Here is a 22,143-nt window from a genome sequence, read left to right on the forward strand (position 1 = left end):
AAAACCTATGACAGATCTCAGTGATATTCGCCGTGAATACACCAAAGGTGGCTTAAGACGCGCCGATTTACCCCAAAACCCGATGCAGTTATTTGAATTGTGGATGACACAAGCCAGAGATGCGCAGCTGAGTGATCCTACCGCGATGTGTGTTGCCACAGTGGATGAACATGGCCAACCTTTTCAACGAATTGTACTGTTAAAGCGTTTTGATGAAACAGGTTTTGTGTTCTTCACTAACTTGGGCAGTCGCAAGGCACAGCAGATTGCGGCCAATAATAAAGTGAGTCTACATTTTCCTTGGCATCCGATTGAACGCCAAGTGTCGATTCTCGGTGAGGCGCAGCCGCTTTCTACCGCCGAAGTGCTGAAATACTTTATGACCCGCCCCAAGGATAGCCAGATTGCCGCTTGGGTGTCGCAGCAGTCGAGCAAACTGAGTGCCAGACAAGTGCTCGAAGGTAAGTTCTTTGAAATGAAAGCGAAATTTGCTAAGGGCGATGTACCATTGCCGAGCTTTTGGGGCGGTTACTTAGTTAAGCCGTCAAGTATTGAGTTTTGGCAAGGTGGAGAGCATCGCCTGCATGACCGCTTTCTCTACACTCGCCAAGCGGATGAGTGGATGATTGACCGTTTAGCACCCTAATGGCTTTAGGAGCTTAATGTGGAACAGTATAAGATTTGGGTGGATGCCGATGCTTGCCCAAACCCAATTAAAGAGATTTTATTTCGCGCAGCTGAGCGAAAGGCGCTGCCGCTAGTGCTGGTGGCGAACCAAATGCTACGGGTGCCACCGTCACCGTATATCAGTCAAGTGCGTGTTGGCTCAGGCTTTGATGTGGCGGATCAATACATTGTCGACCATGTTGAGGCCACACATTTAGTCATCACTGCCGATATCCCGTTGGCGGCGCAAGTGATCGAAAAGGGCGCGCTGGCGCTCAACCCCCGCGGTGAACTCTATACCACTGACAATATTCGCCAAAAGCTTACGATGCGTGATTTTATGGAAGATTTACGTTCATCGGGTGTACATACAGGTGGACTTGATACTTTGTCTGCGGCCGATAAGCAGGCTTTTGCCAATAGTTTAGACAAATGGCTTGTGCGGGTTAAATGATAGTTCACTGGTCGCTAATCAATAAAAAGAGTATCTTTAGTGAAGCTTAGGTGATCTTTGTCACGGTTTGCTAAGTGCTGAGCAGCTTTGTACTTCATAACAAGGAGCTGCTGGGTCTTACAACTCACAATTGAGGATGGATACGATGAATAAATGGATAGGAATCGCGGCATTATCGACGTTGATGAGCTTCAGCTCCGTTGCCCAATGGCAAGTGATTGAGCAGGATTCTAGGGTCAGTTTCGTGTCGGTAAAAAAGGGTGATATTGCTGAGGTTCATCATTTTAAGCAACTAAAAGGTACTCTGAAGGATACTGGCCAATTTGAGCTAACAATTCCGCTGATAAGCGTAGCAACGGGTATTGATGTGCGTGATGAGCGTATGCAGCACTTATTGTTTGAAGTGTCACTGTATCCTGAACTTAACTTGAGCGCCCAAGTCGATAGTCAAATGCTCAAAGCGCTTGCAGTGGATGAGTCAAAGGTTGTTGACATCGAGGGCAAAATTGCCCTGCATGGAAAACAGCAAACAAAAACTTTTTCGGTAATTTTGACCAAAGTATCTGATAATAAACTGATGGTTAGTAGTTTTCAGCCGATAATTATCAATGCCAATGAATTTGGCTTGGTTGCTGGGGTTGATAAGTTGCGTGATATTGCAGGTTTATCTAGTATTAGCCAAGCCGTTCCGGTGTCGTTTGTACTAACCTTAACTCAGTAACAACAATAAGATTGGTTTAGATCAATACGTCAGCTGTTGTATTTAAGATAAGGTTATGAGGTGGCTGACGTATAATGCTCATACTGACCACTTAATGGGTGGATGTTGAGGCTTTTTAGATGTTAACAGTGTCCTTAATGGCGCTCGATTTAGTTGTTTTAAGGGTTAAAAATGGTCACAGATAAAGACGGTTACATGCATTTAATCCAGTATTTGACTGAGCATCTTGGCTTGTTCGAAACGCCTGATACCCAAAATGTGTCCGACGATACCGTGATGGAATTGTTTGAGGAACAATTATCCGCGCAGATTATTATGGTCTGTGGTCAAAATCCGTCACTCTCCTTTAGTGAGCGTAATACCATTATCCGTGAGGTCGATGCCATCGTGTATGATCTCGAGGAAATTCTCGCCTCTGTAGCCAATCATAGGGCAACACCTGAGCAAACGCTGTTTATCACTGAATTTTCAGGACTCATCAAAAATTTATTTGATCAAGAGATCGCAAAATTTCAATCCCATGCTTAATGTTTGAGGCTAGTCATCGGGTTACTCTTACTCCCATTGCTTATCGTTAGCTCTTGGGAATTGAAGTCGTGTTTTAATCCCGTTCCTTGCCTTCAGCAATTGCATATTGGTTTTTCCATCATGGCTTGTCTCTTCACGCTGGATTGATTGCCGTTGTTAGTAACAACCCTTTGTGCTCATTTTTCTGTTTTCTGTCGATATTCGCACAAAAGCCTATGTGGTTAGGGGAGATAAGCTATCACTCTGCTTATTTTGCTTTCCGAGCCGTAGAAAAATCACCAGTTGTTTAAGCATCTTTGCTTACAGGGTATATCTTTACTCTATAACGATATTTTTGGGTGATATACGAAGGGAGATGCATAATGTTAACCATATGTCCTAGCTATGCCGATGATTTATTAACCATTGCTGTTTCCGGTCAGGTAACGCATCAGGATATTGAAACCATTTTGTTTCCGGCCATTGAAGCTAAGTTATTGGATCATGCTTGTATTCGTTTATGGTATGAATTTAGTGCTGATTTTATGGGTGTTACAGTTGGAGCACTTTGGGACGATGCTTTACTCAGTGTGTTCCATTTCAGTGATTTCGCGCGGGTAGTGATGATTGCGGATACGCAAATGCTTGGGACTATGGTCAATACGTTAGCTTTTATGTTGCCTTGTCCGGTTAAAGTCTTTGGCGAAAATGAGCGTGTACTGGCTAAGGAATGGCTAGACGACGACAAAGTGATTGCACTGTAACAGAGAGTAACTGCTCGGATTGTTGATGCTTAATTTGTAAAGCATAGAGCCGGGCGGCAAAGAGCTGTTACACCGTAGCCAACGGCCAATAGCACTCGATTTGAGTGCCTAGATTGAGTTCGCTGTTTACGATTAGCTCGCCATTTAACTCATATTTTATCCACAAATTGAGGCAGGATAGCGTTCCTGTGCATTGTCTTTGAAGTATGTCATGCCTGAGTTGCTCAAGATGAGCTGTCGAGATCCCCACACCATTATCCTGTAGCAGTATATGTAATTCATTACCTCGTTTATCGAGTTGCAACAGTATTTCGCGATGTTGATGATGCTCTTTAAATGCGTGTTGTAGAGTGTTATTAAGCAATCGATAGAAAAACTGCAAATATTGCCAAGCATTACCATCGATAATTAATAGTTCATCGCAGTTAAGATTTACTTTCACCTGTGCTTTGAGTAATTGTGGCTGTAATAGGCTGAGTAAATGTTGGAGAAACTGCGCTAAATGGAGCGGGCGTATTTCACTATGTTGATCAGTAAATAGCTGCGATATTTGTCTTAATCTTACGGCCTGTTGACTCATGAGATGCACCGCTTTAGCAGACTGGTCGACATATTCATCTTGACGAATCTGACATACTTGAGCGAGGAGGCGATCCTGCTCTTGCATCATTTGATTAATCACTTCGGCGAGGAAGTGCTGCATGAGTTTTAGACTTTGCTGTTTATTGAGGTTGAGTTGGATTTGCTGTGTAATTTCATGATTGAGCTCACCTATCTGCTCCCTCATTAAGGCGAGTTCTTGCTGGGCTAACTGAGTTTGATGTTGCTGTTCCTTCATTTGTTGCTGTTGTTGTTCTAGCAGTTTTTCTTGTGCTTTCTCTTGGCGCTTTTTGAGATCCATATTAAAGCCAATTGCACCAACGCCGATAGAATTATCTTCATCATCTCGGATATCAAACTTTGTCATCTGGTAAATAATTTCACCACGGGGAGTTGGTATTGGCTCTTCAAAATGCAGAGCATCGTGGCGATGGTTTACCCGTTGATCGTTCTGTTGGTAGAGTTGAGCGAGAGGAGCTGGGAAGAGTTCAAAATCCATGGCACCGATAATTTTTCGCCGTTCGATACCGAGTACTTCGCAATATTTATGATTGACCAAGGTGTATCTGCCATTTAAGTCTTTGATATAAATGATGGTAGATGCAAAGTCTAATAAAGATCTTAATTGTTCCTTATGTCGATTCAATTCCTGTTGAACATGTTGTTGACTAAGTAACTGTTGTTCCAGTGCGAGATTGCTGGCATCTAAACTCGCCATAGCGATTTCAAGCTGTTGAGTACGCGATAAAAAAGTCTTTGCGAGTAATCCGACTTCGTCATGGCGCTCTTTGGCTTTGAGTTCGATGGAGGCAGAGTCATTGCGTTTAAGCGCTCTGACCATTTCCATTATAGGAGCCATGATTAGCCTATGTTGCAGTATGAACAAGGATATAAGGCCTAGCATTTGGATTGCGACTAAAGAAAGCCCCACCTTTTCAATCAGTTTTTTAGCGGTGTCTTGTAACGGCGCGACTGGTGTGACGACTAAAATTTTCCAATAAGTATGTGGCATAAGAAAAACAGAAACGAGTGAAGGCGCCTTTAGGACAGGATCCATTGTCAATGCGATTGAAGCGATACGTCGGGAGGTTGTGAAATGGTTTTTCGCGTTGTCATTCACAATTGCAGAGAGCATTTCTCGCTCATTATCGCTGCTTAATCGAGTGAGATTATCCATTTGCTCTTGAGTAAAAACGCGCTCAGCAATTGCTTGGTCGATAAAACTGCGATCTGCCAACTGAAGCGCTGATGCTATAGGAGTAAAAGCGTGCTCTACTTTAGCTAACGCATCAAAGCTCATTAAATGGTGTGTCGTATCAGACTGAGATTGGCGTGTATTATCACGATTAGGAAAAGCCAGTATTTGATTTTGATGGTCAATAGCCACGACATAGCCACTGACATCCAACATGGCATTGCGTAACAGCTGGTTGAGTTTTTCTAGACTAATATCCGTGGTAGCTGCACCGATAAATTGATGATCTACCCACATGGCGCTTGATGCGGTAACCATAGGTTCATGGGTTGTGGGATCGACATAGGATTTAGACCAAAAGACTTTACCCGCGGGGAAAAAACGGGTTGGTCGATACCATTCTTCAGTATGATAACTTGGGAAGTTATCACTGTTGTAGCTGTCTATCGCTACCAACTCACCGCGAATATTGTGCGCCCAAAACAAGCTGTCACGGAACTTTTGCCGATTAAATGCGCCTGGCTCAGGCCAAATACCGCCACCAGAGATGATGTCTTTTTGACTTTCTATCGAAAGTAAAACGGGAATACTTTTACTGAGCTGTTCAGGTTCATGGCGGTAGAGCATGGCGATTTGACTAATCGCATTCACTTGATTTTCGACTTGTGAGGTCATCTCCTGCAGTTTTGCAATAATTATTTGACCGTGATTCTGATTAAGCAACGTCTGTTGCTCACTGATTTGTTGGGTCTGGATATTAAGGATGACCCAAGCAGTACTGAAAATCAGTATGCTGGCGATGATGAGTTGGAGCAAGCTGAGCTTAAACGGCAGGCTTTTTTGCCATTGGGTTAACGAGGCTTGTGGCGCAATGATAGGCCGTTTATCCATGTTATACGGGGTCCAAATGCCGCGATCATTGAGCCAGTTTAGCTTTTTTTGATCTAATTGCCATTGGCTTAAATCAAAGTTAAGTCATAACACTAACTAAAGTTATAAATGGAGAGGCATAAAAATAAGGCAGACCTTAAGTCTGCCTATTGAAACTTATTTATAGAGTGACGGTTTATTTGAGCCGCTGAGAATTGGCACAATAAACAGTAATAACATCACTAGATAACCACTAAAGGCAACGACCATCCATTCGGCCATTGTCACTCCCATAAATTGCCATGGCACATCGGTACACATACCCGTCGGCATCATGATGGCAGGAAACCATTCATGCAGTGGCATCCAGGCTGGAAATTCGGGTAAAAACGAGCAGGTAGAAAACGGTGAGGGATTGTTTTGCATATCCACTAAGGCTAATGCTAGCTTTAGGCCCCATGTTGCGCTTATTGCCCAACCCAGTGCTCCCAAAATTCGAACGATACGGTACTTTGGCACCGTCATTCCCACAAGTCCTGCAGCCAAAATACCGAATACAGCGAGTCTTTGGTAGATACACATCACACAGGGATCTAATTTCATCACGTATTGAAAATATAAAGCGGCCGCTTCAAGGACAATCGCAGAGCCTGTCAGAATAAACCAAGATGCACGGGAATGGGCAAAGCGAGTGAATGCTGTCAAAAGTGAACTCCGTATCAACAAAAAACGCCCTTGAAGATAGGGCGTTTGTTTGACTGTACTGAACTCATAAAGTTCAGTCAACTCTGATATTTATGTTAGTGAGCTGCCGCAGGCGCTAAGGCTTCCTTAACACTGTGGTGCAAAATTGCATGGGAATCATAGAAATACTGCGTCATTTGCTCTAAGAAACCCATTTCAATCGCCATTACACCCACAACCGATAGGACGATCGTGTAAGGCAATGCCATCCATACCATTCTGCCGTAGGACAAGCGGATGAGTGGTGCAAGTGCTGATGTCAGTAAGAACAGGAATGCAGCTTGACCATTGGGTGTTGCAACTGAAGGCAAGTTAGTTCCAGTGTTAATTGCCACAGCCAACAGGTCGAATTGATCGCGGGTAATTTGACCATTAATCAAAGCCGCTTTGACTTCGTTAATGTAGACCGTCCCCACAAACACGTTATCACTGACCATAGAGAGTAACCCGTTAGCAATATAGAAAATCACTAATTGGGTATTGCCTTCGTGGTTCAGCGCCCATTGGATCACGGGAGCAAATAGTTGTTGATCAATAATCACTGCGACCACGGCAAAGAATACCGCTAACAGCGCCGTAAAGGGGAGAGCTTCTTCGAAGGCTTTTCCTAGGGCATGTTCATCGGTAATACCGTTAAACGCAGTGGCTAAAATAATCACGGATAAACCAATCAAGCCGACAGAGGCTAAATGTAACGCAAGACCTGCAATCAACCAAACCCCAATAATGGCTTGAACAATAAGCTTCATTTTATCTTTATTGGTACGACGTGCATCTTCATAGGCTGCATAGTCACAGAGGATTTTATGAACAGCATCAGGTAATTGCGCACCGTATCCAAAGATACGGAATTTTTCGACTAAGTAGCAGGTTAAGATACCAGCAATCAGGACCGGCACGGTAACTGGTGACATACGAATTGCAAACTCACCAAACTGCCAGTTAGCTTGGGCGGCAATAATTAAGTTTTGTGGTTCGCCCACCATAGTACACACGCCACCTAATGCGGTACCGACGCCTGCGTGCATCAATAGGTTACGTAAGAAGCCGCGGAAAGACTCCAGCTCAGCTTCGTTGAGTAGGGCATCACCTTCCTCGTTTTTATCTTCTGAGGTATGGTCATGATCGGCAGAGAAATCTTTACCCGAGGCAACTTTGTGGTAAATAGAGTAAAAGCCCACTGCAACGGTAATAATTACTGCAATAACGGTTAAAGCATCTAAAAAGGCGGATAGGAATGCTGAAGCTAAACAAAACATTAAAGACACTAAGATTTTAGATCGGACTTTGGTGATCATCTTAGTAAACACGAATAGCAGCAGTTGCTTCATGAAGTAAATGCCAGCCACCATGAACACTAGCAATAATAACACTTCAAGGTTAGCTTCAATTTCGTGTAGCACTTGACTGGCTGAAGTCATGCCAATTGCAACCGCTTCGATGGCTAACAAACCGCCGGGTTGTAATGGATAGCATTTTAACGCCATTGCTAGGGTGAAAATAAATTCAAGCACTAATACCCAACCAGCCACAAAGGGACTGACATAGAAAAAGAGTATTGGATTGATTATTAAAAACGACAGTATTGCGATCTTGTACCACTTAGGTGAGTTACCTAAGAAGTTTCCAATAAACGCCTGACTCATTGTCATCGGCATGGCATCCTCTCTTCTAATTATGTTTTAAATTTCACAAGTTATTGTTAGTGACATATGTTTTAGGATTCAGTCTAGCCTAAAGAGAATGCTAATGTAACGAGTTACTCAAACCCAGATTTCAAAAAGCGGAGCTAATCGGCAAAATTGGTACAATTGCTATTGATTTGTGTCGATTTATTAAACATTTTTGTGACAATTGTACGCTGATGAAGCGGGGAGTTTCAGTCAATGGTTTCCATTTTTTACCGCTCTGGTATGATCAGTGACCATTATTAAAGCACAACAACTGGATAAGTGGGCTGATGATTATCAATGCCAAAGGACCTGCAAGTTTTGCAGAGAAGTATATTGTAAGATCGATTTGGGAAAATAAGTTTCCTCCAGGGTCCATTTTACCGGCTGAACGTGAGCTTTCTGAATTGATCGGCGTGACCCGGACGACGTTGCGTGAGGTGTTACAGCGTTTAGCGCGTGATGGTTGGTTGAAAATTCAACATGGCAAGCCGACTCGTGTCAATAATTTTTGGGAAACTTCGGGTCTGAATATTCTTGAGACGATTGCAGATCTCAACCCTGAGGGCTTCCCTGTACTAGTGGACCAATTACTCTCTGCTCGTACCAATGTGAGTGCAATTTATTTCCGTGGCGCACTGCGCAACAGCCCTGATACTGCGATGGAAGTATTGGCTAAAATCCATCAGTTAGAGGATACCGCTGAATCCTTTGCCGAGTATGATTATCTGTTGCATCATACGTTAGCGTTCTCATCGGGTAATCCGCTTTATGTATTGATCTTGAATGGCTTTAAGGGACTATACAGTCGAGTTGGGCGTTACTATTTTAGTAGTCCAGAGGCTCGTCAGTTGGCACTTAATTTTTATAAAGAGTTAGAACTGTTAGCGAAAGCGAAAAACTATCTCGATGTGCCTGCATTAATGCGTACCTATGGGATCAATAGTGGCAAAATGTGGTTGCAATTGCGTGATGATATGCCGTCTTCAATTGCTCAACAGGATTCGCATTCGTAGCTGACGCTGAGCATTCACTATCTGGGTGCTTGTTAACATCAGGTCAAATAAAATATGAAAGCCGTTTTCGCTAAAACGGCTTTTTTGTATGTTGTCTTACCACGGATTATCAGTCCGCTTTGGGCTGCTCAGGGCATGTAGCTAATAATGTAATACTATTATCAGCGTTGGCTTGTTCAAGGCTAACACTAAAACCCCAAAGACGGTGCAGATGCTTGAGCACTTCTTTGTAGCTATTAGCAAGCGGGATATCTTTGTTGGGAACATACCTTAGCGTAAGGGATCTGTCGCCGTTTATTTCAACATTATGCACTTGAATATTGGGTTCAATATTAGACAAATTGTACTGCTGCGATAATAAATTACGAATATCTTGATAGCCCTGTTCATCGTGGATGGCGGATACGGATAAATAGTTACGTTTTTCATCATCATGGATGCCAAACAGCTTGAATTGACGGATCACTCTTGGTGACAGGTATTGGCTGATAAAACTCTCATCCTTAAAGTTCTGCATCGCAAAGTGTAGGGTTTCGAGCCAATTACTCCCCGCAATATCCGGAAACCAGGCTTTGTCTTCATCAGTCGGAGCCTCACAGATGCGCCTAATATCGGTAAACATCGCAAACCCTAGGGCATAGGGATTGATACCGCTGTAGTATCGGCTGTTATATTCAGGCTGCGCTACGACGCCCGTATGGCTTTGCAAAAACTCCATCATAAAGCGGTCAGTGACAACACCATCATCGTATAAATGATTCAAAATAGTGTAGTGCCAAAAGGTTGCCCACCCCTCATTCATGACTTGTGTTTGTTTTTGCGGATAAAAATATTGTGCCATTTTGCGTACGATCCGGATAATTTCCCGCTGCCATGACTCCAGCAATGGCGCATTTTTTTCAATAAAATAAAGAATGTTTTCCTGCGGCTCGGCGGGAAAACGGCGCTTAGTGGTCGACGGTTGCTGCTGTTGATGGGTGGGAATAGTGCGCCACAAATCGTTCACTTGGCTTTGCAGGTAGGCCTCGCGATCTTTTTGCCTCGCTTGTTCTTCCCTAAAAGAGATTTCAGCAGGACGTTTATATCTATCAACGCCATAGTTCATTAAGGCGTGGCAGGAGTCAATCACGCTTTCAACTTGCTCGACACCGTATTTTTGCTCGCAATCGCTGATATAGTTTTTAGCGAACACCAAATAGTCGATAATCGAACTCGCATCGGTCCAGGTTTTAAATAGGTAATTGTTTTTAAAAAAACTATTATGTCCAAAACAGGCGTGCGCCATTACTAATGCTTGCATTGTGATTGTGTTTTCTTCCATGAGATAGGCGATGCAAGGGTTGGAGTTGATCACGATTTCATAGGCGAGCCCCATTTGCCCACGTTTGTAGCCTTGTTCGGTCTCAATAAAGCGTTTGCCAAAGGACCAATGGGTATAGCCTATGGGCATCCCAATACCGGCATAGGCATCCATCATCTGCTCTGCGGTGATGATTTCGATTTGATTCGGATAGGCGTTTAATTTGTAAATTGCTGCCACCCGTTCAATTTCCTTTAAATAACTTTGTAGCAGCTCAAAGCTCCAGTCTGGACCATCGCTTAAGGCTGTACGTGTTTTTGCTTCTTTAATCCCCATAGAGCCCCCTTAAACCGCCTGTTTTTTAAATAATTCTCTAAAGACAGGGTAGATATCTTCGGCTTGACGAATATGTTGTACCGCTATGTTGTCGTAGTGTTGTTTTAGGGATTCGTATTCACGCCACAGGGTTTGATGGGCACGATTGGTGATTTCGATGTAGCTGTAATAGCGCACCAGTGGCAATATTTTTTGTTCTAACCATTGCCTACAGGTTGGTGAATCATCGGCCCAATTGTCGCCGTCGGATGCTTGCGCGGCGTAAATATTCCACTCATTGGCAGGGTAACGCGCCTGTTGAATTTCGTGCATTAATTTCAAGGCGCTCGACACTATGGTGCCGCCAGTTTCCTGGGAATAGAAGAACTCATGTTCGTCTACTTCCTTCGCTTGGGTATGGTGACGGATATAGACCACCTCGAGGTTTTTGTAGGTACGAGTGAGGAACAAGTACAGCAAGATATAGAAACGTTTCGCCATATCTTTTGTCGCTTGATCCATCGAGCCTGACACGTCCATTAAGCAGAACATGACCGCTTGGCTTGAGGGCACCTCGCGCCTTGCAAAGTTGTTGAAGCGTAAGTCAAAGGTATCGATAAACGGTACTTTAGCAATCTTCTGCTTTAACTCCTCAATTTGTGCTTTTAAATCCAAAATCAGCTCAGCTTTTGTTCCAGGTATATTTTCAAGCTCTGCCAGTTCCTGTTCCAACTCTTTGAGCAATTTCTTTTTACTCGCCGACATGGCGATACGGCGCGCCAAGGATGAACGCAGTGAGCGCACAATATTGATATTGGCAGGCACCCCATCATTGGTGAATCCCGCACGGTAGATTTGATACTCAACGAGCTTGTTGAGACGGTTTTTTTGTAGATTCGGTAGCTCTAAATCTTCAAATAACAACTCAAGGTATTCATCCTTTGAGATTTCAAATGCAAAGTCATCATTACCTTCACCTGAATCGGAGGCATCACCTTTACCCGCTCCGCCGCCAGCACCTCCCGGTGGTCTGTCAATTTTATCGCCACGGGTGAATTGGTCATTCCCTGGGTGAACTCTGTCTCTTACGCCTCCTTTACCTTGATGGAACATAGGTTCACTGATATCCCGTGTGGGAATACTGATTTTTTCACCTTTATCTACATCCGTTACACTGCGACGCGTGACGGCATCGCTGACGGCTTTTTTGATTTGTTGCTTATATCGGTTGATAAAGCGTTGGCGGTTGACTGTACTTTTTCCTTTCGCATTCAACCGTCTATCGATAAAGTTCGCCATACGCACCTCCCAAACCCCAGCGAAGGCTTTGGCAACACCAAAGCCTCGTTTTTAGTGAGCGCAAGTTAAGAGGATTTACGAACCCGTAAATACCACTCAGACAGGAGTCTGACTTGTTTTTTGGTATAGCCTTTCTCCATCATTCGATTGACAAAATCATCGTGTTTACGTTGATCGTCAGTCGAGGTTTTGGCGTTAAAGGAAATGACTGGCAGTAAGTCCTCTGTATTCGAGAACATTTTCTTCTCGATCACAGTGCGTAGTTTTTCATAGCTGGTCCACAGTGGGTTATGGCCCTCATGACTTGCGCGAGCGCGCAGGACAAAGTTGACAATTTCGTTACGGAAATCTTTTGGATTACTGATGCCCGCAGGTTTTTCGATTTTTTCAAGTTCGGCATTCAGTGCGGCGCGGTCAAACAACTGGCCTGTTTCTGGATCGCGATATTCTTGATCCTGAATCCAAAAATCGGCATAGGTGACATAACGGTCGAAGATATTTTGGCCGTATTCAGAGTAGGACTCTAAATAGGCGGTTTGGATTTCTTTACCGATAAATTCGACATATTTAGGAATTAAGTAGCCTTTTAAAAACTCCAGATAACGTTCGGCGGTATCGCTAGGGAATTGCTCCTGCTCAATTTGCCGTTCAAGCACATAGAATAAATGCACTGGATTAGCGGCAATTTCGGAATGGTCAAAGTTAAATACCCGTGACAGGATCTTAAAGGCAAAACGGGTAGAAAGGCCGTTCATTCCCTCATCGACGCCTGCATAATCGCGATATTCTTGGTAGGATTTTGCTTTAGGATCAGTATCTTTTAAGCTCTCACCATCATAAACTCGCATTTTCGAGTAGATAGAAGAGTTTTCTGGGACTTTGAGCCTTGATAGTACGCTAAATTGCGCTAGGGTTTCTATGGTTCCGGGGGCGCAAGGTGCTTGAGATAGCTCAGAATTTTGTATGAGCTTTTTGTAAATCTGCAGTTCTTCCGATACCCGTAAACAATAAGGCACTTTGACAATATAAACCCTGTCGAGGAATGCTTCGTTGTTCTTGTTATTTTTAAAGGTTGACCATTCTGACTCGTTAGAGTGTGCCAAAATAATCCCGCTATAGGGCAGGGCAGACAAGCCTTCCGTGCCGTTATAGTTACCTTCTTGCGTCGCGGTCAGCAGTGGATGTAGCACCTTAATCGGCGCCTTAAACATTTCCACAAACTCCATTATCCCTTGGTTAGCGCGACATAATGCGCCGGAGTAGGCATAGGCATCGGCATCATCTTGGGAGTAATGTTCCAGTTGACGAATGTCAACCTTACCCACTAAAGAGGAAATATCTTGGTTGTTCTCATCCCCAGGCTCGGTTTTGGCAATCGCCAATTGATCGAGAATAGAGGGATAGACTTTGACCACGCGGAACTTAGAAATATCGCCACCAAACTCGTGCAGACGTTTCACCGCCCAAGGTGACATGATGGTTTTGAGATAACGGCTGGGAATATTGAATTCATCCCGCAATAGTTGACCATCTTCGTCCACATCGAAGAGACAGAAGGGATGATCATTCACTGGGCTTCTTACCCCATTAGCGCTCAGAATATAAATGGGCACTTTTTGCATCAATGATTTAAGTTTTTCTGCCAGTGATGACTTACCGCCACCCACTGGGCCGAGTAAGTATAAAATTTGCTTAGATTCTTCTAAGCCTTGGGCTGAGTGTTTTAGGTAGGCAACGATTTGCTCAATCGCATCTTCCATACCGTAAAAGTCTTTAAATGCGGGATAGCGTGAGATGAGACGATTCGAAAAGATACGGCTTAGGGTTGGATTTTTAGCCGTATCGATAATTTCAGCATCACCGATGGCGAGCAGTAATCGCTCAGATGCTGACATATAAGCACTGCGATCTTCTTTACAGATATCCAGAAATTCCTGCAAAGTGTATTCTTCATCGAGTTTTTGTTCGTAGCGCTTTTGGTAATGCTCGAAAATGCCCATATAAACCCCCTGAAACGCCAGTGATGTTATGGAAGGGATAACTGATTTTTCAGCTTCCTACACTAATCTTAGACACAAACTTGCTTGCTGTGTCAAAAAAATATCAAATAAAAACAATAACAAATGATTGCAATTGCAATTATTGCACTTGTAGTTATTAGGTGAAGTTTAACGGGAAGTCGAAGATGAATGATTTTTGAGGTAATAAAAAAGAGCCACTAGGGCTCTTTTTAAGGATCGCTGAGAGACGATTAACCTGCGAAGTTTTGGTTCACGAAGTCCCAGTTAACTAATTGCCAGAAGTGAGCCAAGTAGTCAGGACGTACGTTGCGGTAATCGATGTAGTAAGCGTGTTCCCACACGTCAACAGTCAGGATTGGTGTTACAGTGCTGTCAGTCAGAGGTGTTGCAGCATTGCTAGTGTTAACGATAGCAACAGTGCCATCGGCTTTTTTCACTAACCAAGTCCAAGCGCTACCAAAGTTGTTTACCGCAGAATCAGTAAATTGTGCTTTGAATGCGTCGAATGAGCCGAAAGCCGCGTTGATGGCATCAGCCACAGGACCTGTTGGCTCACCGCCAGCGTTAGGCGCTAAGCAGTTCCAGTAGAAAGTGTGGTTCCAAACTTGAGCTGCGTTGTTAAATACGCCACCAGTAGAAGTTTTGATGATTTCTTCTAAAGATTTACCTGCGAAATCGGTTCCTTCGATCAAACCGTTTAGCTTAACAACGTAGGTGTTGTGATGCTTGCCGTAGTGGTATTCAATGGTTTCTTGAGAAATGTGTGGTTCTAGTGCGTTCTTTGCATATGGTAATGCGGGTAATTCGAAAGCCATTAGTATCTCTCCATGGTCTTAGGTTATCGTTTTTTAAACGTGCTCACTGGACACTATTGTACCGATAAAATTTGTGATGTGAATCATTGTTTGGCTAATTGATTAGATAGGCGTCATCGAAAAACTAATTGCAGGCCATAACCTTACAAACTGTGGGATTTTGTTCTGTGCTTAGCTGTCGTACAATAGCCAGCATTGAGTCAATGTCATCATACTTAGGAATTAAAATGGAAACAGTAGAGAAAATTAAACAGCAGATCGCTGAAAACCCAATCATTGTATATATGAAGGGTTCTCCTAAATTACCTAGCTGTGGTTTTTCATCTCAGGTAGCCCAAATCATGATTAACTGCGGCGAGCAGTTTGCGTTTGTGGATATTCTCCAGCACCCAGATATTCGTGCTGAATTACCTAAGTATGCAAACTGGCCAACCTTCCCACAACTGTGGATTGAAGGCGAGCTGATTGGTGGCTGTGATATCGTGGTTGATATGTACCAAAAAGGCGAATTACAGCCATTAATCAAAGCGACCGCAGAAAAGTACAAAACCGCAGAGTAATTACTCGTCACAGAGCGATGAAGAATAACAAAAAGCCGCTAAGTGAATAACTTAGCGGCTTTTTTATTGCCATATTCCTACTGAATGAGGAATTGAAGGGCAACACTTAGTGTGATGCCGCATCTCTATCGTGGTGTTTGCTCGCAGGTAATAGCAGATTCATGGTAATGGCGACAATCCCGCAAAGACTAATGCCTGTAAGGCTAAAAGAACCAATACCAAAGGCCATACCGCCAATACCGAAGACTAAGGTGACACCGACAATGCTTAAGTTACGCGGCTCGGATAAGTCCACGTGATTACGGATTAAGGTATTTAATCCTACAGCGGCAATTGAACCAAATAACAAACACATAATGCCGCCCATAACTGGAACGGGGATAGTTTGCATCAGTGCCCCTAATTTACCTACAAACGCCAAGGTAATGGCAGTGATGGCTGTCCATGTCATGATCCTTGGGTCGAAGTTACGGGTTAAAGTGACTGCACCTGTGACTTCTGAATAGGTGGTGTTTGGTGGACCACCGAAGGCTGCTGCGGCGATTGTTGCTACGCCGTCACCAGTTAAGGTGCGGTGCAGGCCAGGTTTTTTCATAAAATCCTTACCAGTGACATTGGAAATAGCCAAGATGTCACCGATATGTTCAACCGCAGGAGCAATGGCAACAGGGATCATAAACGCAATCGCATGCCAGTTAAATTCGGGGGCGACAAATTTTGGAATGGCGATCCAACTTGCTGCAGTGACTACCGCAAAATCGACGATACCAAATGCTAGACTCAGGCTGTAGCCAACGATAATGCCAGCAAGAATGGGCATCACCTTGAGTAACCCTTTAGCAAAAATCGCTACGGCAATGGTGGTACAAAGGGATACAAGCGAAATGATTAATGCCGTATTGGTTGCGACTAAGGTTAGACTGCCGTCGCCACTTTTGCCCAGCGCCATATTCACGGCAACAGGCGCTAAGCCTAGGCCAATGATAATGATGACGGGTCCTACAACTACAGGTGGTAACAGCCGATGAATAAAGTCAGTGCCGCGTACTTTAACTAAGGCGCCTAGGCATACATAGACCGCGCCTGCGGCCATGATACCGCCCATGGTTGATGGGATCCCCCAAGTTTGTACCCCGTAAAGAATAGGGGCGATAAAAGCGAAGGAGGAAGCCAGAAAAATAGGCACTTGGCGTTTAGTGATTAATTGAAATAGTAGGGTACCAATACCTGCGGTAAAGAGTGCAACACTGGTGTCGAGTCCAGTTAACAGTGGCATCAGTACTAGGGCGCCAAATGCGACAAACAGCATTTGTGCGCCCTGCAATGGAATAGCAAGTCGTCTCATTTATTATTCTCGTAAATTTAGGGTAAACCGCGAGATGATAACAGTTTGTTGCAATATGATCTTTATTAAATGATATATTTGCGGGTGGCGATCACTGTTTTATGGCTTGTCAGAGTAGCGATCCTTATTCAGAGTATCGAATAAGGCTAAGACTCGCTAAAGGCGCGAACTATGGTACAATTTGCACTATCTGATGTTACTTCAACTACCCAAAGATGCTGAAATTTCTATTAAAGCCAAGCTTAGTCGCGTTTTTATACTGCCTGTTTACCGTTAATAGCCTGCAAGCTGTTGAAGTGAGTAAATTAGATGAGGCCGATGTACCGGTCACTTCCCGTGCGGTTCCAGAGCGTAATAGTGCGCTGAAAACCGCTTTAGAAAAAGTGATCATTAAAAACACGGGGACGGCCCGTTCTTTGGACAATAGCGTCATTCAATCGCAGTTGGCCAATCCTGATGCTTTGCTAAGTCAATTTGGTTATGTTGAACAAAATGGTCAATTGCTGCTGAAAGCAAATTTCGAGCACAGACGAATTGTGTCCTTGTTGCGTCAAGCACAACTCCCTGTATGGGGCACCCAGCGTCCATTGACCCTGTTTTGGGTGGCGATGCCCGGTGAAGGTGACACCATTCTATTAAGTGATTCTTCCACATCGACCGAGCGTCAGGCGTTTAGCTCTTTCTCTGATGAACGTGGGATACCTGTGCTATTGCCTATCCTCGATCTTGATGAACTCATGGGGATTAACCCGAACGATGTCAAAGGCATGTTTGCAGATATAGTGGCCAGTGTCTCTGGACGTTATCAAGCTGATTTCTTAGCGCTTGTTGCCATTGAGCCAGCAGGGAACCAGGTGCGTTATCGCTTAAATCTGTATTCTAAAACTACGATTGATTCATTAACGCCACCATTGTTTAGTTTTAATGGCAGTGCCGAAAATAGTGCGCAGGCGATCACAGCGATGATGGCTGCCCTAGGGGATTACTATTTTACTAAGTATGCTATTGCGGATTCTGGAGAGCAGGTTGGCGCTAGTGTGACCTTTGTGAACATTGATAAAATGGCACAAGTTGTCGAGGTCGAAAAGTATTTAAAACAACTGAGTGCGGTTAAGAATGCGACTTTGTCGCGCATTCAAGGTAACACTGTGACTTTTTCGTTAGATCTATTTGGCTCACAGACAGACTTTGAGCGTTTATTAAGTTTAGAGCCGAGAATTTCGGTGGTCGCTCCTGGAGAGTTTTCCGCCAGTGCGAGCCCTGCAGGTAAAACTGTCTATCAATGGCGGTTACCTTAAACTTCCCTCGTAGAGGCTGGGAAATACTCTACCCAGTCGCGTGGGGTTGATAATTTATTGATATTGAGACGTACGAGTGCCATTAAACTCACCGCTACAACTTTCATTGCCGGTTTATCTGCCAGACGATGAAACTTTTAATAGTTATTATCCTGCAGCGGGTAATGATGAACTTATTCAAAAGCTGCGCGCTAATGCTGAGGGGCATGGTGAAGCGGCTATCTATGTTTGGGGACCCGTAAAATCGGGACGTACTCACTTAATGCATGCCGCCTGTGCCCATGCGAATGAGCTCGACCGCCGCAGCTTTTATCTGCCACTTGGGATCCATGCGAGTATTTCGACGGCGCTATTAGAAGGTTTGGAACAACTTGATTTGATTTGCATTGATGATGTGGACGACATCGCAGGCCACCCCGTTTGGGAAGAGGCGATTTTTGATCTGTATAATCGTGTTGCTGAAAATAAACATTGCGCGCTGGTGGTGAGTGGTCGGTCTGCGCCTGCGGATGCAGGGTTTTTATTACCCGATTTAGTCTCAAGAATGCAGTGGGGACTCAATTATCAACTCCAGCCTATGGCTGATGATGAAAAACTCGCAGCATTGCAACGCCGTGCTGCCATGCGTGGGCTGCAATTACCTGAAGACGTTGGACGTTTTTTGCTCAATCGAATGGCAAGAGACCTTCGTACTCTGTTTGATGTGTTAGATAAACTTGATAAAGCATCTTTAGTGCATCAGCGCAAACTCACCATTCCTTTTGCAAAAGAAATGCTGCACCTCTGAGCCGATACCGTATTAGCAAAAAGCCCGTCGCATAATTACGATGGGCTTTTTTATATCTCCAAATGAGCTGAAATACTGAAATCTTGTCTATCTGCTCGCTTAGATCAAGTGACTACTGCTGCGGATGGCGATGACGATCGCCACTGAAGCGCAGCTCTGGCTCGGCTATGCTATCGCGACTGGCTGCGGTACTACTTTGTTGTCCTTTCACAATGGCAGCATTGGGCGATATCCCTAATGTTTGACGCCAGCTTTGCCCTTGGGTCATCGGGATGGGTTCGGGCAGGCTTGCTAGCAAGGTAATACCATCTAACTCGGGTAACATACCATCGATCACTAAGGCTGCACGGTTGAGCAAATTATCGGCGCCAATGCGGCCTCTTTGTCCCCAGTTGACGATAATCGTATCCGCGGTGATTACATCGGGTGCATTTGTCACAGCTACATCCCGCAGGATCTGATAGCGATAGCTCATCATCGCTTCTTCAAATAGCATTGCAGTGTCTTCGCGGGTGCTGGAATAATTGTAAAAATCATTGGCGATATCACCGGAGAAAAACGTACTGACATCCGAAGGTTGGTAGGCTTTTTGGGTGGCAGTGGCTTTCGCACCCAAGAAGCTCACTCCAGCAAGCCCAGTCATTTCGGTACTCGTGAGGGGATAACTGCGGCTTACTTGATCTGAAATCAAACTCTTACTGGCATTTCGGCGACTATAGTCATCCAATAGTCTTGGACCTGTAAGTGATGCGTGCACGCTTCTTGGGAAGAAGTCATTAGCGTGAGCGAGCTCATGGTATAAGAGTGAGGCGAGGTCAGGATTAATTTGAGCCAGAGTCCGTGTGGCGCGCGTAGTGATTGGGAAGCCCTGTGAAGCATATTGATTATTTTTAACGTAACGCCATGGCATGATGAAATTCAGCTCATTGCCAAAGCTACTGCGATAATCTGGCGCTTCGTTGATGGTATCGCGCTGCATAGGTGTCAGCCAAAGGTCGTTGGGGTCGAGATAAATCGCCCCTGTAACAACCCAATAGAAAGATGGGCGCACATCATAACTAATCACCACTGCGGTGACCGATTGTAGCAGGCGGGCAAAGTCACTATTAGGATCCATCTGCCGTAAAAATGCGGCAAAATTGTCCCCCATCCAATCGTGGGACACTAATACCCTATCAAGAATCGTATCGACATCAAGGTTATCCGAAACTTGGCCTATGAGTGGCAATTGATTGATTGTACAAGCCTCTTTTAACTGATTCGAGTACACACAGCTCGTTAACGCACTGGCATAAGGTGAGGTTGGATGATAAGCGTGAGTGCGTGCAAGTGGCGTATCAAAGTAACTGGAGCTTATCGTGGGCGCTGCCGTGGTTAATACAAAGGCTTCATCTGTCACTACATTACCGTTAATCGTGGCTGATGCCCTAAGACGGGTTAAGGTATCTTGAGCAACAGCGGGTGCGGTAAATAGGGGTCTAAAGGGATCGCTTATGTCAAGGCTGACATCGGGGCCTTCGGCGATACACCAATTGATATTGGCGGCACTGAGGCCGGCTTGCTGACCAATTCGCAAGCTCACATCGTTACCCTCAACGGCTTGATGATCTTGACGAATATTCAGTAATCCGCCCGTGTTGTTATCGGCATTAATGCTGATGTCACCCGTCACATTGGTATTGGTGCCGGTGATTTGTAAGCGAAAGCGGTAGCTGCCCGCGGCCGGGAGGTCCATCGCTAACACAGGACTATTTTGACTAACGAGTTCAATGCTGGGGCCTTCGAGTTGTTGCCAACGGAAGGTGAGATCCTGCGAATCGCGATTACCTAGGCTGGCAATAATGGCACTGGATTGTCCTACACCATATTGAGATTCCGTTTTAAACCGAATAGCACCAGTATCTGTGGTCACTAATGGTGTGACTGAGGTACAACGTGGCACATTGGTTGTGGGAGGCGTAACTGTGCCGCCATCGCTGTTGCTATCACCTCCGCCGCCACAGGCACTCAGTGTTGCTGCGGCGGCTATGATACTGAATCGACGAATTGGGCCCCATATTTCCATCATGACTCACTCCAATTAATTCGCTGTTATTGTTTGTTTTTGTTGTTTGACAGGCACGATTCACCGTCATTTATTGGCACAAAAAATGACTATAGCACGCTCTTTTAGTTACAAAAAGCGATCGAAGGTAGCTTAAATGTTGTAGATTGTTTGTAGTGATTATTGGAGATAGGCGGGGCATTGATCATTTTGACTAAAAACGGATGGACTGGCGCCGAGGGTGTGTCGGGCAATAAAAAGCGCGGTGTAAATCAACCGCGCTTTATTATATTCGGAATATTAGTCTTGCTTATCGGATTTTTTCTTCAGACCTAGGCCGAGTTCACGCCCACGGATACGAGCATAAAACGGGAACGCGACTAACAGCGCGCCAATGAGCAGGACCTCAATAATGGCAAAGGCCAATGCATCGGTCGTGACATACAACAAGGTGAGGGCGTGCAGCATATATAAGCATAAAATAAAGCTCGCCCATGCGTAGGTGTAAGGATTACCTTTTAAAATGCCTTTGATAGGAAGCAATAAAGGCACTATCCATAATAGGCTGAATAATAATGTATATTCCCCATTTATGCCTTGACCAATAAACCAGCCGCCCAGCAGCAGAACAAGGGCAAGGTAGCCTAAGCGGCTAAGTGTCAGTAGAGAGCTTGAGGTCATGATTTTCCTAATCTAAACATCTTGGAACAGTGGTGAAATAGCCTGAACAACTTAGAGAATATTCAGTACATTTTCCGGTGGACGACCAACGGCTGCCTGTTGATTAGCCAGTACGATTGGGCGTTCAATCAATTTTGGCGTCTTGACCATGGCGTCGATAAGTTGTTCTTCGGTTAAAGCCGGATTGGCAAGACCTAGTGCTTGATACTCGTCTTCCTTAGTGCGCATTAACTCACGGGCGCTGAGTTTGAGCGTGGCTAAAATTCCACGAATATCAGCGGCGCTTGGAGGGGTTTTAAGGTATTCCACTATTGTGATTTCGCAGCCTTGTTGCTCGAGTAGGGCTAAGGTTTCGCGGCTCTTTGAACAACGTGGGTTATGGTAAATCGTTGCTTGGGTCATAGTACTCATGCTCAATCGGCTAAAACAATGGCGCGGATGATAGCAGAAAAAACAGCGCCCCGTCAGGGT

At 44.6% G+C, this 22,143-nt stretch carries 20 protein-coding genes; 9 read left to right on the plus strand and 11 right to left on the minus strand.

The genetic code is table 11. The features are described 5' to 3' along the window. Positions 1-7: 7 nt before the first annotated feature. The 5 genes from pdxH to JM642_RS07825 all read left to right on the plus strand — a co-directional run bounded on the left by pdxH (position 8) and on the right by JM642_RS07825 (position 3,112). The gene (pdxH, locus tag JM642_RS07805) at positions 8-646 is read left to right on the plus strand and encodes a pyridoxamine 5'-phosphate oxidase (RefSeq protein ID WP_055648129.1); all 639 of its coding nucleotides are present in this window, start codon (positions 8-10) and stop codon (positions 644-646) included. Between the two features lie 18 nt (positions 647-664). After that, complete coding sequence (locus JM642_RS07810) at positions 665-1,120, plus strand: YaiI/YqxD family protein (protein ID WP_203433372.1); 456 nt, start codon at positions 665-667, stop codon at positions 1,118-1,120. A gap of 145 nt (positions 1,121-1,265) precedes the next feature. Continuing rightward, the gene (locus tag JM642_RS07815; protein ID WP_047540190.1) at positions 1,266-1,841 is read left to right on the plus strand and encodes a YceI family protein; all 576 of its coding nucleotides are present in this window, start codon (positions 1,266-1,268) and stop codon (positions 1,839-1,841) included. A gap of 171 nt (positions 1,842-2,012) precedes the next feature. Beyond that, positions 2,013-2,369 carry a DUF3802 family protein gene (locus JM642_RS07820; RefSeq protein WP_037419846.1) on the plus strand — a complete coding sequence of 119 codons (357 nt, stop codon included), beginning with the start codon at positions 2,013-2,015 and terminating at the stop codon, positions 2,367-2,369. Between the two features lie 362 nt (positions 2,370-2,731). Beyond that, positions 2,732-3,112, plus strand: coding sequence for an STAS/SEC14 domain-containing protein (locus tag JM642_RS07825; protein WP_037426761.1), 381 nt, complete (start codon positions 2,732-2,734; stop codon positions 3,110-3,112). A 67-nt stretch (positions 3,113-3,179) separates the two neighbouring features. Here JM642_RS07825 and JM642_RS07830 read toward each other — a convergent pair whose 3' ends face one another. The 3 genes from JM642_RS07830 to nhaB form a co-directional block, all read right to left on the minus strand. Beyond that, positions 3,180-5,798, minus strand: a complete 2,619-nt coding sequence (locus JM642_RS07830) for a cache domain-containing protein (protein ID WP_203433374.1) — start codon at positions 5,796-5,798, stop codon at positions 3,180-3,182. Between the two features lie 156 nt (positions 5,799-5,954). Further along, positions 5,955-6,482: a disulfide bond formation protein DsbB gene (dsbB, locus tag JM642_RS07835; protein WP_037426767.1), complete on the minus strand. Its 528-nt coding sequence runs from the start codon at positions 6,480-6,482 to the stop codon at positions 5,955-5,957. 95 nt (positions 6,483-6,577) lie between these two features. Further along, complete coding sequence (gene nhaB, locus JM642_RS07840; RefSeq protein WP_203433376.1) at positions 6,578-8,179, minus strand: sodium/proton antiporter NhaB; 1,602 nt, start codon at positions 8,177-8,179, stop codon at positions 6,578-6,580. 302 nt (positions 8,180-8,481) lie between these two features. Here nhaB and fadR point away from each other — a divergent pair, with 302 nt between their 5' ends. After that, entirely contained in the window at positions 8,482-9,207 is a 726-nt protein-coding gene (fadR, locus tag JM642_RS07845; protein ID WP_037419862.1) for a fatty acid metabolism transcriptional regulator FadR, read from the plus strand. 109 nt (positions 9,208-9,316) lie between these two features. Here the strand turns inward: fadR and JM642_RS07850 are convergent, their stop codons facing one another. The 4 genes from JM642_RS07850 to sodB form a co-directional block, all read right to left on the minus strand. After that, a complete protein-coding gene (locus tag JM642_RS07850) occupies positions 9,317-10,843 on the minus strand; it encodes a SpoVR family protein (RefSeq protein WP_037419865.1) in 1,527 nt (508 codons plus the stop codon). A gap of 9 nt (positions 10,844-10,852) precedes the next feature. Beyond that, entirely contained in the window at positions 10,853-12,121 is a 1,269-nt protein-coding gene (locus JM642_RS07855) for a YeaH/YhbH family protein (RefSeq protein WP_037419869.1), read from the minus strand. A gap of 65 nt (positions 12,122-12,186) precedes the next feature. Beyond that, complete coding sequence (locus JM642_RS07860; RefSeq protein WP_037419872.1) at positions 12,187-14,121, minus strand: PrkA family serine protein kinase; 1,935 nt, start codon at positions 14,119-14,121, stop codon at positions 12,187-12,189. 251 nt (positions 14,122-14,372) lie between these two features. Further along, on the minus strand, positions 14,373-14,957 hold the full coding sequence (sodB, locus tag JM642_RS07865; RefSeq protein WP_011622352.1) for a superoxide dismutase [Fe]: 585 nt from the start codon (positions 14,955-14,957) through the stop codon (positions 14,373-14,375). Between the two features lie 227 nt (positions 14,958-15,184). On the opposite strand from sodB, the gene JM642_RS07870 reads away from it, so the two are divergent. After that, positions 15,185-15,517 carry a Grx4 family monothiol glutaredoxin gene (locus tag JM642_RS07870; protein ID WP_007649079.1) on the plus strand — a complete coding sequence of 111 codons (333 nt, stop codon included), beginning with the start codon at positions 15,185-15,187 and terminating at the stop codon, positions 15,515-15,517. 106 nt (positions 15,518-15,623) lie between these two features. On the opposite strand, the gene JM642_RS07875 is transcribed toward JM642_RS07870, so the two are convergent. Continuing rightward, positions 15,624-16,862, minus strand: coding sequence for a uracil-xanthine permease family protein (locus JM642_RS07875; RefSeq protein WP_037426776.1), 1,239 nt, complete (start codon positions 16,860-16,862; stop codon positions 15,624-15,626). Between the two features lie 215 nt (positions 16,863-17,077). On the opposite strand from JM642_RS07875, the gene JM642_RS07880 reads away from it, so the two are divergent. Continuing rightward, positions 17,078-18,160: a DUF2066 domain-containing protein gene (locus JM642_RS07880; protein ID WP_037426779.1), complete on the plus strand. Its 1,083-nt coding sequence runs from the start codon at positions 17,078-17,080 to the stop codon at positions 18,158-18,160. Between the two features lie 76 nt (positions 18,161-18,236). Beyond that, on the plus strand, positions 18,237-18,947 hold the full coding sequence (gene hda / locus JM642_RS07885) for a DnaA inactivator Hda (protein WP_037419883.1): 711 nt from the start codon (positions 18,237-18,239) through the stop codon (positions 18,945-18,947). Between the two features lie 112 nt (positions 18,948-19,059). Here hda and JM642_RS07890 read toward each other — a convergent pair whose 3' ends face one another. The 3 genes from JM642_RS07890 to arsC all read right to left on the minus strand — a co-directional run bounded on the left by JM642_RS07890 (position 19,060) and on the right by arsC (position 22,074). Then, positions 19,060-21,012, minus strand: a complete 1,953-nt coding sequence (locus JM642_RS07890; RefSeq protein WP_203433762.1) for a hypothetical protein — start codon at positions 21,010-21,012, stop codon at positions 19,060-19,062. A 279-nt stretch (positions 21,013-21,291) separates the two neighbouring features. Next, positions 21,292-21,672: a DUF2069 domain-containing protein gene (locus JM642_RS07895; protein WP_037426780.1), complete on the minus strand. Its 381-nt coding sequence runs from the start codon at positions 21,670-21,672 to the stop codon at positions 21,292-21,294. Positions 21,673-21,723: 51 nt separating this feature from the next. Continuing rightward, on the minus strand, positions 21,724-22,074 hold the full coding sequence (arsC, locus tag JM642_RS07900; protein ID WP_037419889.1) for an arsenate reductase (glutaredoxin): 351 nt from the start codon (positions 22,072-22,074) through the stop codon (positions 21,724-21,726). Between the last annotated feature and the right edge of the window lie 69 nt (positions 22,075-22,143).

This window comes from Shewanella sp. LZH-2, assembly GCF_016859145.1.
Taxonomy (GTDB): domain Bacteria; phylum Pseudomonadota; class Gammaproteobacteria; order Enterobacterales; family Shewanellaceae; genus Shewanella; species Shewanella xiamenensis.

Bases quoted from the DNA above. Each gene is read 5' to 3' on its own strand.
- JM642_RS07875 (WP_037426776.1), bottom strand. From the start codon at position 16,862: ATGAGACGACTTGCTATTCCATTGCAGGGCGCACAAATGCTGTTTGTC.
- JM642_RS07850 (WP_037419865.1), bottom strand. From the start codon at position 10,843: ATGGGGATTAAAGAAGCAAAAACACGTACAGCCTTAAGCGATGGTCCA.
- fadR (WP_037419862.1), top strand. From the start codon at position 8,482: ATGATTATCAATGCCAAAGGACCTGCAAGTTTTGCAGAGAAGTATATT.
- pdxH (WP_055648129.1), top strand. From the start codon at position 8: ATGACAGATCTCAGTGATATTCGCCGTGAATACACCAAAGGTGGCTTA.
- JM642_RS07860 (WP_037419872.1), bottom strand. From the start codon at position 14,121: ATGGGCATTTTCGAGCATTACCAAAAGCGCTACGAACAAAAACTCGAT.
- JM642_RS07870 (WP_007649079.1), top strand. From the start codon at position 15,185: ATGGAAACAGTAGAGAAAATTAAACAGCAGATCGCTGAAAACCCAATC.
- nhaB (WP_203433376.1), bottom strand. From the start codon at position 8,179: ATGCCGATGACAATGAGTCAGGCGTTTATTGGAAACTTCTTAGGTAAC.
- sodB (WP_011622352.1), bottom strand. From the start codon at position 14,957: ATGGCTTTCGAATTACCCGCATTACCATATGCAAAGAACGCACTAGAA.
- JM642_RS07820 (WP_037419846.1), top strand. From the start codon at position 2,013: ATGGTCACAGATAAAGACGGTTACATGCATTTAATCCAGTATTTGACT.
- JM642_RS07855 (WP_037419869.1), bottom strand. From the start codon at position 12,121: ATGGCGAACTTTATCGATAGACGGTTGAATGCGAAAGGAAAAAGTACA.
- JM642_RS07895 (WP_037426780.1), bottom strand. From the start codon at position 21,672: ATGACCTCAAGCTCTCTACTGACACTTAGCCGCTTAGGCTACCTTGCC.
- JM642_RS07825 (WP_037426761.1), top strand. From the start codon at position 2,732: ATGTTAACCATATGTCCTAGCTATGCCGATGATTTATTAACCATTGCT.
- arsC (WP_037419889.1), bottom strand. From the start codon at position 22,074: ATGACCCAAGCAACGATTTACCATAACCCACGTTGTTCAAAGAGCCGC.
- JM642_RS07830 (WP_203433374.1), bottom strand. From the start codon at position 5,798: ATGGATAAACGGCCTATCATTGCGCCACAAGCCTCGTTAACCCAATGG.
- JM642_RS07890 (WP_203433762.1), bottom strand. From the start codon at position 21,012: ATGGAAATATGGGGCCCAATTCGTCGATTCAGTATCATAGCCGCCGCA.
- JM642_RS07880 (WP_037426779.1), top strand. From the start codon at position 17,078: ATGCTGAAATTTCTATTAAAGCCAAGCTTAGTCGCGTTTTTATACTGC.
- JM642_RS07815 (WP_047540190.1), top strand. From the start codon at position 1,266: ATGAATAAATGGATAGGAATCGCGGCATTATCGACGTTGATGAGCTTC.